Origin of the sequence: Kitasatospora sp. NPDC093806 (genome assembly GCF_040683335.1) — a bacterium.
GTDB lineage: Bacteria > Actinomycetota > Actinomycetes > Streptomycetales > Streptomycetaceae > Kitasatospora.
Window position 1 is genome coordinate 16,756 of sequence record NZ_JBFBDO010000052.1, and the last position, 11,260, is coordinate 28,015.

General features: G+C 72.8%; 12 protein-coding genes. 8 read left to right on the top strand and 4 right to left on the bottom strand.

The genetic code is table 11. The annotated features are described in order from the left end of the window. The first annotated feature begins 7 nt into the window (after positions 1 to 7). The 3 genes from AB0N76_RS23375 to AB0N76_RS23385 all read left to right on the top strand — a co-directional run bounded on the left by AB0N76_RS23375 (position 8) and on the right by AB0N76_RS23385 (position 2,863). Positions 8 to 226 (top strand): MbtH family NRPS accessory protein, encoded by a 219-nt coding sequence (locus AB0N76_RS23375; protein WP_363559884.1) that lies wholly within the window; start codon positions 8 to 10, stop codon positions 224 to 226. Between the two features lie 127 nt (positions 227 to 353). After that, the gene (locus AB0N76_RS23380) at positions 354 to 1,619 is read left to right on the top strand and encodes a lysine 2,3-aminomutase (protein WP_363559886.1); all 1,266 of its coding nucleotides are present in this window, start codon (positions 354 to 356) and stop codon (positions 1,617 to 1,619) included. Further along, positions 1,616 to 2,863, top strand: a complete 1,248-nt coding sequence (locus tag AB0N76_RS23385; protein WP_363559888.1) for an MFS transporter — start codon at positions 1,616 to 1,618, stop codon at positions 2,861 to 2,863. Before AB0N76_RS23380 ends, AB0N76_RS23385 begins: the two co-directional genes overlap by 4 nt. A gap of 296 nt (positions 2,864 to 3,159) precedes the next feature. Here AB0N76_RS23385 and AB0N76_RS23390 read toward each other — a convergent pair whose 3' ends face one another. After that, complete coding sequence (locus AB0N76_RS23390) at positions 3,160 to 3,591, bottom strand: M4 family metallopeptidase (protein WP_363559890.1); 432 nt, start codon at positions 3,589 to 3,591, stop codon at positions 3,160 to 3,162. 240 nt (positions 3,592 to 3,831) lie between these two features. Here AB0N76_RS23390 and AB0N76_RS23395 point away from each other — a divergent pair, with 240 nt between their 5' ends. The 5 genes from AB0N76_RS23395 to AB0N76_RS23415 all read left to right on the top strand — a co-directional run bounded on the left by AB0N76_RS23395 (position 3,832) and on the right by AB0N76_RS23415 (position 7,989). Beyond that, positions 3,832 to 4,488: a hypothetical protein gene (locus AB0N76_RS23395; RefSeq protein WP_363559892.1), complete on the top strand. Its 657-nt coding sequence runs from the start codon at positions 3,832 to 3,834 to the stop codon at positions 4,486 to 4,488. Positions 4,489 to 4,592: 104 nt separating this feature from the next. After that, complete coding sequence (locus tag AB0N76_RS23400) at positions 4,593 to 4,949, top strand: hypothetical protein (RefSeq protein ID WP_363559894.1); 357 nt, start codon at positions 4,593 to 4,595, stop codon at positions 4,947 to 4,949. Positions 4,950 to 5,164: 215 nt separating this feature from the next. Further along, on the top strand, positions 5,165 to 6,538 hold the full coding sequence (locus AB0N76_RS23405) for a hemolysin family protein (RefSeq protein WP_363559896.1): 1,374 nt from the start codon (positions 5,165 to 5,167) through the stop codon (positions 6,536 to 6,538). Further along, complete coding sequence (locus tag AB0N76_RS23410) at positions 6,535 to 7,566, top strand: hemolysin family protein (protein ID WP_363559898.1); 1,032 nt, start codon at positions 6,535 to 6,537, stop codon at positions 7,564 to 7,566. Before AB0N76_RS23405 ends, AB0N76_RS23410 begins: the two co-directional genes overlap by 4 nt. Before the next feature lie 177 nt (positions 7,567 to 7,743). Further along, on the top strand, positions 7,744 to 7,989 hold the full coding sequence (locus AB0N76_RS23415) for a hypothetical protein (protein ID WP_363559900.1): 246 nt from the start codon (positions 7,744 to 7,746) through the stop codon (positions 7,987 to 7,989). Between the two features lie 248 nt (positions 7,990 to 8,237). Here AB0N76_RS23415 and AB0N76_RS23420 read toward each other — a convergent pair whose 3' ends face one another. The 3 genes from AB0N76_RS23420 to AB0N76_RS23430 form a co-directional block, all read right to left on the bottom strand. After that, positions 8,238 to 8,663 carry a VOC family protein gene (locus tag AB0N76_RS23420; RefSeq protein WP_363559902.1) on the bottom strand — a complete coding sequence of 142 codons (426 nt, stop codon included), beginning with the start codon at positions 8,661 to 8,663 and terminating at the stop codon, positions 8,238 to 8,240. Between the two features lie 38 nt (positions 8,664 to 8,701). Beyond that, the gene (locus tag AB0N76_RS23425; protein WP_363559904.1) at positions 8,702 to 10,162 is read right to left on the bottom strand and encodes an MFS transporter; all 1,461 of its coding nucleotides are present in this window, start codon (positions 10,160 to 10,162) and stop codon (positions 8,702 to 8,704) included. 72 nt (positions 10,163 to 10,234) lie between these two features. Continuing rightward, complete coding sequence (locus AB0N76_RS23430; RefSeq protein WP_363559906.1) at positions 10,235 to 10,903, bottom strand: helix-turn-helix domain-containing protein; 669 nt, start codon at positions 10,901 to 10,903, stop codon at positions 10,235 to 10,237. Positions 10,904 to 11,260 lie beyond the last annotated feature (357 nt).

Consider the following 11,260-nt stretch of genomic DNA (forward strand, 5'->3'; position numbering starts at 1 on the left):
CACCGAGATGACCGACACCGACGACGACACCACCGTCTACCTGGTCGTGACGAACCACGAGGAGCAGTACTCGATCTGGGCCACCGGCCGCGAGCTGCCGGCCGGCTGGACCGCCACCGGCTTCGAGGGCCTCAAGAGCGCCTGCCTGGCCCACATCGACGAGGTGTGGACGGACATGCGCCCGCTGAGCCTGCGCCTGCGGATGGCCGCGGCCGAGCAGGCCTGACCCCCGCCCGACCCGGTTCCGCACCCGGTTCCGCGCCCGGTTCCGCACCCGGGGTCGCCGCCTCGCCGCGGCGGCCCCGGGCCCACGCACGCCCGCCCGGGCGTCACGGAGGCTACGGAGGTACCTGATGAAGGTCTATTCGCACGAACGGCTGGAGCGGCTGGCCGCCGAGCGGGGCATGCCCCCGGAGTACCTGCACGACCTGCGGGTGGTCTCCTCGGTCCTGCCGTTCAAGGTCAACCAGTACGTGGTGGACGAGCTGATCGACTGGTCCGCCGTCCCCGACGACCCGATCTTCCGGCTCACCTTCCCGCACCGGGACATGCTGCCGCCGGACGTCTTCGAGACCCTGTCGGCGCTGCACCTGTCCGCCGCCGCCCCGGCGGTGATCCGCAAGGCCGCCCAGGCCGCCCACACCCTGCTCAACCCCAACCCGGGCGCCCAGACGGACGCCAACGTGCCGGTGCACGAGGGCACCCCGCTGACCGGCGTCCAGCACAAGTACGCCGAGACGGTCCTGGTCTTCCCCTCCCAGGGGCAGACCTGCCACTCCTACTGCGGCTACTGCTTCCGCTGGTCCCAGTTCGTCGGCAACACCGACCTGCGGCAGTCCGCCTCCGACGTCTCCCGGGTGGCCTCCTACCTGGCCGCCAGACCCGCGGTCACCGACGTGCTGTTCACCGGCGGCGACCCGATGATCATGAGCACCGCCGTACTGGACCGCTGGGTCACCCCGCTGCTCGCCCCGGAGCTGGAGCGGGTGCGCACGATCCGCTTCGGCACCAAGGCGCTGTCCTACTGGCCTGCCCGCTTCACCACCGACCAGGACGCCGACGAGCTGCTCCGGCTGTTCGACCGGATCGTGACCGGCGGCCGGCACGTCGCGGTGATGGCGCACTTCTCGCACGTCCGCGAACTCGAACACCCCGCCGTCGCCGAGGCGATCCGCCGGATCCGGTCCACCGGCGCGGTGATCCGCGCCCAGGCGCCGGTCATCGCGCACGTCAACGACCGGGCCGAGGACTGGTCCGCGATGTGGCAGCGGCTGGTCGAACTCGGCGTGGTGCCCTACTACATGTTCGTCGAACGCGACACCGGCGCCCGCAACTACTTCGGCGTCCCGCTGGCCCGGGCGCTACGGATCTACACCGACTCCGTCCGCTCCGTCTCCGGCCTGGCCCGCACCGCCCGCGGCCCGGTGATGTCGGCCACCCCCGGCAAGGTGCTCGTGGACGCCGTCACGGAGATCGCCGGCACCGAGGTGTTCTCCCTACGGCTGCTCCAGGCCCGGGACGCGAGCCAGGTGGGCCGTCAGTTCTTCGCCCACCACGACCCGGCCGCCGAGTGGTTCGACGACCTGCGCCCGGCCCTCGGCTCCTGGTGGCCCCGGTGACCCTTCCCGCCGCCTCCACCTCCGCCACCCCGTCCCCCAACCTCTGGCGCAACCGGGCGTTCAACCTGCTCTGGACCAGCCAGTGCCTCTCCGACCTCGGCAGCGCCATGGCCAACCTGGCCCTGCCGCTGCTGGTGCTCCAGCTGACCGGGTCGCCGACCAAGGCCGGCCTGGTCGGCACCACCGGCCTGGTCGCCGGCATGGTCTGCCGGCTGCCCGCCGGCGTCCTCGCCGACCGCTACGACCGGCGGCGGCTGATGGTGATCTGCGACGTCCTGCGACTCGCCGCGTACGCCGCGCTCGGCGCCGCCGTGCTCGCCGACGTCGCCGATCTGGCGATGGTGCTGGTGCTGGTCGTCCTCGGCGCCGCCGCCAACGCCGTGTTCAGCACCGCCGAACACGCGGCCGTCCGCAACCTGGTCCGCCCCGGGCAGCTCTCCGACGCCGTCGCCCGCAACGAGGCCCGCTCCTACGGCACCCAGCTGGCCGGACCGCCGCTCGGCGGCCTGCTGTTCGGGCTCGGCCGGGCGCTGCCGTTCCTCGGCAACGCGGTCAGCTACCTGCTCTCGCTGGTCGCCCTGCTGGCCATCCGCGAACCGATGCAGGAACCCCGCAAGAAGGACGCCGACTCCGCCGGCGACGGCCCGGCCGACGGCCTCAGCGGCTTCCGCTTCGTCCTCGCCAACCCCTTCCTGCGCGCCCTGCTGCTGATCGCCGCCCCGCTCAACCTGGCGTTCACCGGCATGCTCTTCGCGATCATCGTCGCGCTCCAGCGCTCCGGCACCTCCTCCTACCTGGTCGGCCTGGCGAGCACGATCTTCGCCGTCGGCGGCCTGCTCGGCGCCTTCGCCGCCCCCGCCCTCCAGCGCCGGCTGCGCCTGCCCACCCTGATCCTGGTACTCAGCTGGGCCACCGCCGCCCTGATGGCCGCCAGCGCCCTGTGGTCCACCAGCATCCTGGCCGCCGTCCCGCTGGCCGCCGCCGTCTTCCTCGGCCCCACCGCCAACGCGGCCCTCTTCGGCTACCAGGCGGCCATCACCCCCGACCACCTCCAGGGCCGCGTCTTCAGCGTCATCATCCTGGCCGCCACCTCCGCGGCCGCCCTCGCCCCCGCCCTGGCCGGCCTGCTGCTGGACCACTTCTCCGGCACCACCGCGATGCTGGCCTTCGCCCTGGTCGTCACCATCGCCGCGGTCACCGCCACCTTCAGCACCGGCATCCGCTCGATGACCACCGAACCCTGACATCCCTTCCGCCGCCCCCGCCCCCCGCACCATCACCCTCCTCCACCACCGCGCCACCACCGCTACCGATCGCCAGGCACCGCCTGCTGGATCTCGGTGATCGTCACCGTCGCATCGAACCCCACCACCGCATCGGGCCACCCGGAGAGCAAGCTCGCACAGAGCTGCCGACCATGCGCGACATTCCGCCCGGTCCGACCATCGGTGCCGAAGGCGGCCGGCAACGCCCAGCGCGAAGGCCAACGAGGAAGAGAAAGGCCGTCGCCCCGCCGCACGGGTGCGGCGGGGCGGGGAAGTCAGAGGACGCCGACGGTCTTCCGGGCCGTGGTGACGGCGTCCGGCTCGGTCCCGGTGCCGTAGCGGTCCCTCGCGACGGTCGCGGTCAGCTTGGCGAACTCGGCGAAGGTGGCCTCGTCGGTGGGCTTGCCGCCGGTGGCGCCGTCGTACCGGATCCGTCCGGCCTGCTCCCGGGCGCGGCCGCCGATGGCGGTGGCGGTGAGCTGGGGATCCTTGCCGAGGTTGTCGTCCTCGTAGGCGGTGCCGGGTGCGGCGAGCGAGCGCGGGGCCTCGGCCTTGATGCCCGGGGCGATCATCCCGAGGCCGAGGAGCCAGTCGGCCCGGTCGACGCCCCGGCCGAGCGCGTGCTGCTTGACGAGGGAGGCGAAGACGTCGGCGATGGACTCGGAGAGCGGCCCGGGCTCGAAGGCGTACAGCAGCTGCGGGTTCATGATCTGCCGGGTTCTCGGACATGACGACCCCTCCCTCCGGCGTCGCCGGCCGGCCGGGCCGGACGTGACGTCAATCCCGGGGAGGACGCCGGCCATGGCGGATCCGGCCGAACCATTCGAATCGCCGCAGGACAGCCGCGGATTCACCCCATCCTCTACAGTCCTGTAGATTCCCGCTGGCAAGGTCGGCGGAGCAGGTCGGTCCGGCCGGCGGCCGATCACGCACCTCGGGGGAACCAGATGGACCAATCGCCAGGAGACCCGTACCAGCAGCAGGACCGGGCCGACTTCGAGCACGTCCTGAACCGGGCACTCGCCGACCCCGGCGTCCGGTCCGCGCTGCGCGGGGCCGGAGCCGCGGCCCCCGGCCACGAGCACCTCCGGGTACTCGCCCGTGATGCGATGGCCGAGATCACCGCCACCGCGAACCCGGAGTTCGAGCGGTACGCCGAGGCCCGTTCGTCGCCCGGGCGGCCTGCCGCCGGACGGCCGGAGCCGGCCCCCGCCCAGGAGCGGGCGGCCGGCGTCGTGGGCGTCCTGGCGACCCTCATTCCGGTCCTCGCCGGTTCCACCGCGGCCGTCCTCTTCCTGCTGGGCGTCGTCCTCGACATGACGGAGGCCCAGCCCGGCCTCGGGGACTTCCTGACGTCCGCCGCCGGAGTGGCCGCCGTCGTCGCGGGGCTCAGCCTGCTGTTCGGCCTGTGCGGGCTCGTCGTCATGGCATCGCGCAGGCGAGCCGCCGCCACGCCGGCGGACCAGCCCGCCGACCGCGTGGGCACGGAGACCGAGCGCGCTCGCGAGGCCTGGCTGGCCGCCCTGCTGGACCGCGGCGTGATCCCGTTCCTGCGCGGTCAGGCGAACCCGGCTGTCAACAGCCCGGGTGGCGGGCGCGACTGACCGGCCGGGTCGGACGACGAGGTGTCGGCAGACACCTCGCCGCCCCATCGACAGACACCTTGCACGTAGCACCGAAGACACCAGGAGAAACAGTGAAGTCGCGCATGTTCGCGAAGGTTGTGCCCGCCCTCGTGGCCGCAGGGTTCCTGCTGGGCTCGCCGGCCACCGCCGAGGCCGTTCCCGCGGCCGCGCACACCGTCACGACGGCCGCGCAAGCTTCCCCCGCCCGGGCGGCCAGCGCGGCGACGGTCCACGCGCGCTCGGCGGACTCCCGCACCGCTCAGGGCTCCGTCCTCATGGCCGGCGACAAGAAGGACGACAAGAAGAAGGGCGGCTTCTTCAAGAAGCTCGGCCTCGCCGTGATCGTCGTCATCCTGCTGATCGTGCTGTTCGCGATCGGACTCGTCGTCGCGATCGTGTTCGCGGTCCGGGCGATCTTCCGTCGCCGCCGGACGGCGTGACCGGAGGGCCGGGTCGACCGGCCGCCGGCCCGGGCCACCCGCGATCGGGCGACCCGGGCCTTACGCTGCACTGATTTGCCATTCCTTTACACTCTTGTCGAACCGATCACCCTCTGCCACGAAGGAGTCGCGGACCCCGCGATGGACGAGCCTCCCAGTCCCCACCGTGTCGTTCCCCGCCCGTCGCACGCGCCAGCCGGGGCGGGGGTGACCCGGTGACCGAAGTGCTCCTGCTGATCCTCGCCCTGCTCCTGACAGCGGCCTGCGCGCTGTTCGTCGCCGCCGAGTTCTCGCTGACCACCGTCGAGCGCGCCGCCGTGGAACAGGCCGTCGAGGCCGACGAGCGCGGCGCCGCCACCGCGCTGAAGGCGGTCGAACGGCTGACCTTCCAGCTCTCCGGCGCCCAGCTGGGCATCACCATCACCAGCCTGGTGATCGGCATGATCGCCCAGCCCTCGGTGGCCGCGCTGCTGCGCGGTCCGCTGGAGGCCGTCGGCCTGCCCGAGGCCGCCGCCGAGACGGTCTCACTGGTCCTCGGCATCCTGCTGTCGACCGTCGTGCTGATGGTCGCCGGCGAGCTCGTGCCCAAGAACTGGGCGATCTCCCGGCCGCTGGCGGTGGCGAAGGTGGTGGCCGGGCCGCAGTACTGGTTCTCGGCCGCGTTCTCGCCGTTCATCGGCCACCTGAACAACACCGCCAACCGCGTCGTGCGGAAGCTCGGCATGGAGCCCGCCGAGCACCTCGCCTCGGCCCGCACTCCCCAGGAGCTCGTCGCACTCGCCCGGCACTCCGCCCGCGAGGGCGCGATGGAGCCGGACACCGCCGAGCTGTTCATCCGCTCGCTGAACCTGCGCGAGCTGACGGCGGAGAACGTGATGAAGCCGCGGGTGGACGTCCAGGCCCTGGCGGAGCACGCCAGCGCGGCCGACGTCGCCGACCTCACCCGGGCCACCGGCCTGTCCCGCTTTCCGGTCTACCGCGACAGCCTCGACCAGGTGGTCGGCACCGTCCACATCAAGGACGCCCTCGCCGTCCCCGTCGAGCAGCGCGCGACCCGCCCGGTGTCGGCGTTCATGACCGAGCCGATGCTGGTCCCCGAGACCCTCACCGTCGACCGCCTGCTCGACCGGATGCGCGGCGAGGAGACCCTCGCGGTGGTCATCGACGAGTACGGCGGCACCGCCGGCATCGTCACCCTGGAGGACATCGTCGAGGAGGTCGTCGGCGAGGTCCGCGACGAGCACGACCCGACCGAGACCCCCGACCTGGTCGACCTCGGCACCGCCGAGGACGGCCGCCGCCTCTGGGACGCCGACGGCATCACCCGCACCGACGAGCTCGAAGCCCTCGGCATGCCCGTCCCCGAGGGGCCGTACGAGACCCTGGCCGGCCTGATCGCCGAACGGCTCGGCCGGATCCCGACGCCCGGCGACACCGTCGAGGTCGGCGGCTGGACGCTGGACGTCCGCGCCGTCGCGCACCACGTCGCCGAGCGGGTGCGGATCACCGCACCCGAACCACCCGCCGAGCACGGCGGGGACTCCGGGGACGACGAGCACCGGGCCGAGGGCCGGGAGGAGAACCGATGACCGCCGTCCAACTGATCATCGGCCTGCTCACGATCGTGGCCAACGCCTTCTTCGTCGGCGGCGAGTTCGCCCTGATCTCGGTGCGGCGCAGCCAGATCGAGCCGCGCGCCGAGGCCGGCGACCGCCGCGCCCGGACCGTCATCTGGGGCCTGGAGCACGTCTCCGCCATGCTGGCCACCGCCCAGCTCGGCATCACGGTCTCCTCGCTGGTCCTCGGCATGGTCGCCGAGCCGGCCATCGCCCACCTGCTGGAGCCGCCCTTCCACGGCCTCGGCGTGCCCGAGGGCCTGATCCACCCGATCGCCTTCGTCATCGCGCTGGCGGCGGCGACCTACCTGCACATGCTGCTCGGGGAGATGATCCCCAAGAACATCGCCCTCGCCGCGCCCGATCGGGCCGCGATGCTGCTGGTGCCGCCGCTGGTGGCCACCTGCCAGGCGATGCGGCCGGTCGTCTTCTCGATCAACGGCTTCGCCAACCGGATCCTGCGGTCGCTGAAGGTCGATCCCAAGGACGAGGTCGCCTCCGTCTTCACCGAGGACGAACTCGCCCGCATGGTCAAGGACTCCTCCGACGCGGAGCTGCTCAGCGCGCGCGACACCGAGCTGCTGCACGACGCGCTGGAGCTGGGCACCCGCCCGGTCTCCGAGGTCGTCACCCCGCGCGAGCAGGTCGTCTTCGCCGACGCCGACACCACCCCCGGCCAGTTGGAGCAGCTCGCCGCCCGCACCGGCTTCTCCCGCTTCCCCGTCCTGGGCCCGGACCGGGCGGTCGCCGGCTACCTGCACATCAAGGACGCCCTCGACCACGACGGCACCCGCGACCAGCCGTTCCCGGCCGGCACGCTCCGGCCGATCGCCCGGGTGCCCGCGGCGACGCCGCTCGACGACGTGCTGACCGCGATGCGCCGCTCCGGCACCCACCTCGCCGCCGCGACCGCCGCCGACGGCACCGCGATCGGCCTGGTCACCATGGAGGACGTACTCAAGGAACTGGTCGGCCCGGCTCCGACGACCGGCACCCGCTGACCCCACGAAGGCCCGTGACACCCGCACCGCACGGGTGTCACGGGCCTTCGCGCGCGGTCCGGGCTGATCGGGTGTTCCCTCCCGTCAACTTCTACAAGACTGTAGAGTCATTGACCGGCAGCCCGCGCGACAGGAGGAGAAGTGACCGACGATCCGCGTCCACAGACATCGGCCCGAGTGCCCCGCACGGCCGCCGCGCCCGACTGGGAGCCGCCCGAGGCCGAGGTGGAACCGACCTACCGGCCGGTCCAGATCAACCGCGCGGACGGAAGCTGGGCCGTGGGCCGGATCAACGCCTGGTGGCACCCGAGCGGCGACAGTCGGACCTGGTGCCGCGTCAAGGCCATGGGCCGCGGCGAGGCTTCGACCTGGATGCCCTTCGACCCCGAACACCTCCTGCTCCTCCCCACCACCGGCACCTGACACCCCGCCGCGGCAGGCCCGTGCCGGGCAGCGCCGCACCGGGACCACCGCCATGGCTCCGGCGTCCGTGTTCGCTGTCGACGATGCCCCGCACTGGCGTGCCGAGCGACCCCGGCCTCGGTCCAGGCCGTGCCCGCCGGAGGCCACCGAGGTCGGCGGGCAGGCAGTCGCAGATCGGGAAGCCGAGGCCCCGGTGCCCGTGCGGCGCCCGGGCCGAGCGGGCCCGGGCGCCGCACGGCCGGGGCGGGTCAGGCCGCGGACGGCATGGTGGTGCGGGGTTCGGGGGTCTCGCCGTACGGGGTGGTGATGAACTCGATGGAGACGGTGGCGCCCGGGTCGAGGAGGTAGAGGCCGCGGCCGTCGTAGTCGTGGTTGATCTCGCCCGCGCGGCTCATCGCCGGGTCGCCCCAGTAGGGGAGTTCGCGCTCGCGCAGCTTGTCGAGGACGGCGTCGAACTCCTCGTCGGTGACGAGGAAGGCGAGGTGGCTGAGGTTGACGGCCTCGGCGGGGACGAGGTCGTCGGCGAAGTCGATGCCGACGCCGTTGGCGGTGGTGACCTGGGTGAAGCGGGCCCAGTCGACCGGGGCGGGGGCGTCCATCAGCTCGGCGAGGAAGGCGGCGGTCTGCCGGCGGTCGTGGCAGTGGACGATGATGTGGTTCAACTCGTTGGCCATGATGGCGGGTTCACTCTTTCTTGCGAGGTGGTGGATCTTCAGGCCCGGGCCGCGCGGCCCGGGAGTGCGAGGGAGAGGAGCGCGGCGAGGGTGGTGAAGGCCGCCGCGAGGAGCAGGGCCCGCCCGTAGCCGGCGGTGGCGGCCTGGGCCGCGGTGCCGCCGTGGGAGGCGGCGGTGTGCGAGGCGACGGAGGCGAGGGCGGCCAGGCCGATGGCGCCGCCGACCTGCCGTGAGGTGTTCACCAGTCCCGAGGCCAGTCCGGCCTCCTCGGGCCGGGCGCCGGCGGTGGCCGCGACGGTGACGGGCATCATCGCCAGCCCCATGCCCAGGGTGCAGAGCACGAACGGCGGCAGGACGTCGGTGGCGTAGGAGCCGTCGGCGGCGATCCGCGACAGCCATGCGAACCCGGCCGTGCTCACGGCCGCGCCGAGGACCATCAGCGGGCGCGGCCCGGTCCGCCCGATCAACCTGGTGGCGATCCGGGCGCCGGCGATGATCGACAGCGCGCCGGGGACGAAGGCCAGGCCCGCCCGCAGCGGGTCCCACCCGAGGATCTGCTGGAAGTACAGGGAGAGCAGGAACCACATCGCGAACATCGCCGCCCCCAGCGCGAACACGGCCGAGTTGGCGAGGACCAGGACGGGTCGGCGCAGCACCGTGAGCGGCACCAGCGGCTGGGCCGTACGGGCCTCAATGACGGCGAACGCGGCGAGCAGCGCAAGGGCCGCCGCGACGGGGGCGAACACCTGGGGTGCGCCCCACGGGTGGGTCTCGGTGGCGACGATGCCGTAGGTGAGCAGGGTCAGCCCCAGGGTGACGGTGAGCGCCCCGGGCAGGTCCAGCCGGCGCCCGGCGCGCGGACGCTGCCCGACGGGTATGGAGCGGGCGGCGGCGACCAGGAGGGCCACGCCGATCGGCACGTTGACGAAGAACACCCAGCGCCAGCCCGCGCACTGGGTGAGCACCCCGCCCAGCACCGCGCCGGCCGCGCCGCCCGCGGCCATCACCGCGCTCCAGGCGCCCATCGCCCGGGTGCGGGCGCGGGGTTCGGTGAAGGTGGTCATGATCAGGGTCAGGGTGGCCGGGGCGAGCAGGGCGCCGCCGACCCCCTGGGCCGCGCGGGCGGCGATGAGCAGCGGGCCGTTGCCGGCGAGACCGCAGACCAGCGAGGCGGCGGTGAAGGCGGCCAGCCCGGCGGTGAAGGCCCGCTTGGCGCCGATCAGGTCGGCGAGCCGGCCGCCGAGCAGCAGCAGCCCGGCGAAGCCGAGGGTGTAGGCGTTGACGATCCATTGGAGCCCGGCCGGGCCGAGGCCGAGGCTCTCCCGGATCCGCGGCAGCGCGACGTTCACGATCGACACGTCGAGCACGACCATGAACTGGGCGGCGCAGGCGATCCAGAGGACGGCGGCGCTCCGCCGGTCCGGGACGGGGGCCTCGGCGGAGGGTGGAGTCGCGGGTGAGGTGATGGGTGCGCGCGGCACCGAGGCGGACTCAGACATGAAAGAAGAGTAGCTCTAAAAATAGAGTTCTACTATTTTTCTATTGTGGTCCTGCTCACCCCCGCACCGGCGTCAGCGGGCGTCCAGCACGGCCTCCCCCGCGTAGGCGGCGGCGATCCGGCCGAAGCCGCGCCGCAACACCTCGTCGATGCCGTCCTCCACCTCTCCGACCGGCGCACCCTGCGCCAGCAGCCGGTGCCGGGCGCCGAACGCGGCGGAGGTCACCGCGCTCACCAGGGAGGCGAACAGCTCCAGGTCCACCGCGGGCGTACGACCGGCGGCCCGCTCGGTCAGCGCCGCCAGCAGCAGCTCCCGCCGCTCCCGCTCCAGCACCAGGTACGCGTCGCACAGCGCCGCGCTCGCCAGCAGGACGCCCGCGAAGGTCCGCGCCCTCGCCAGGTCGTCCTCGCCGAGCACGATCCGGGCGGCGGAGCGGAAGAACGTCTCCAGCGCGGTGATCAACTCCACACTGGTGCCCGCCCCCGCAACGACCTCGGCCAACCCCTGGTTGAAGTCGTCCCGGCGGCTGAAGAAGATCTCTTCCTTCGTCCGGAAGTGCGTGAACACCGTCGCGGGCGCGACATCGGCCGCCGTCGCGATGTCCGTGAGCCGTACCTCCTCGAAACCGCGTTCGGCGAACAGTCGGAAGGCCGCGTCCCCGATCGTGCGACGGGTCCGTTCCCGCTTGCGTTCGCGCAGGCCGGGGGCGGTTTCGGTGGCGGATTTGGTATGGGAAGCCATGGCTCCAGCCTAGCCGCAGCCGTTGAGAATCTGGAGTTGCTCCATTTTTACCCGACGCCGATTCACGCGCCCGCCACGAACCCCCACCCGGACGCCTCCACTGCGGGAGGGCGTGCCGGATGCCGTGGCGGTCGCCGCCATATGGGGCTGGGCACGGCACGGGGAATCGTCCTTTTGGATGATCAGAAACCTGGTATGAGAACCACCTTGGCGGACTTTGGCGTGTCGTTTCATCCGACGGATCGCTCGTGAACTATTTCTAACCGCGTCCCCCTCCTGTGCAGGTCGGCGGGGGTGTCGTGCCCGTACTGGTTTCCGACCGTCCCGTGAAGGCGATCCGTGATGCTCCGCTGTAGG

Excerpts from the sequence above, each read along its gene's own strand:
- AB0N76_RS23380 (WP_363559886.1), top strand. The coding sequence starts at position 354 with ATGAAGGTCTATTCGCACGAACGGCTGGAGCGGCTGGCCGCCGAGCGG.
- AB0N76_RS23400 (WP_363559894.1), top strand. The coding sequence starts at position 4,593 with ATGTTCGCGAAGGTTGTGCCCGCCCTCGTGGCCGCAGGGTTCCTGCTG.
- AB0N76_RS23430 (WP_363559906.1), bottom strand. The coding sequence starts at position 10,903 with ATGGCTTCCCATACCAAATCCGCCACCGAAACCGCCCCCGGCCTGCGC.
- AB0N76_RS23375 (WP_363559884.1), top strand. The coding sequence starts at position 8 with ATGACCGACACCGACGACGACACCACCGTCTACCTGGTCGTGACGAAC.
- AB0N76_RS23420 (WP_363559902.1), bottom strand. The coding sequence starts at position 8,663 with ATGGCCAACGAGTTGAACCACATCATCGTCCACTGCCACGACCGCCGG.
- AB0N76_RS23410 (WP_363559898.1), top strand. The coding sequence starts at position 6,535 with ATGACCGCCGTCCAACTGATCATCGGCCTGCTCACGATCGTGGCCAAC.
- AB0N76_RS23390 (WP_363559890.1), bottom strand. The coding sequence starts at position 3,591 with ATGAACCCGCAGCTGCTGTACGCCTTCGAGCCCGGGCCGCTCTCCGAG.
- AB0N76_RS23395 (WP_363559892.1), top strand. The coding sequence starts at position 3,832 with ATGGACCAATCGCCAGGAGACCCGTACCAGCAGCAGGACCGGGCCGAC.
- AB0N76_RS23425 (WP_363559904.1), bottom strand. The coding sequence starts at position 10,162 with ATGTCTGAGTCCGCCTCGGTGCCGCGCGCACCCATCACCTCACCCGCG.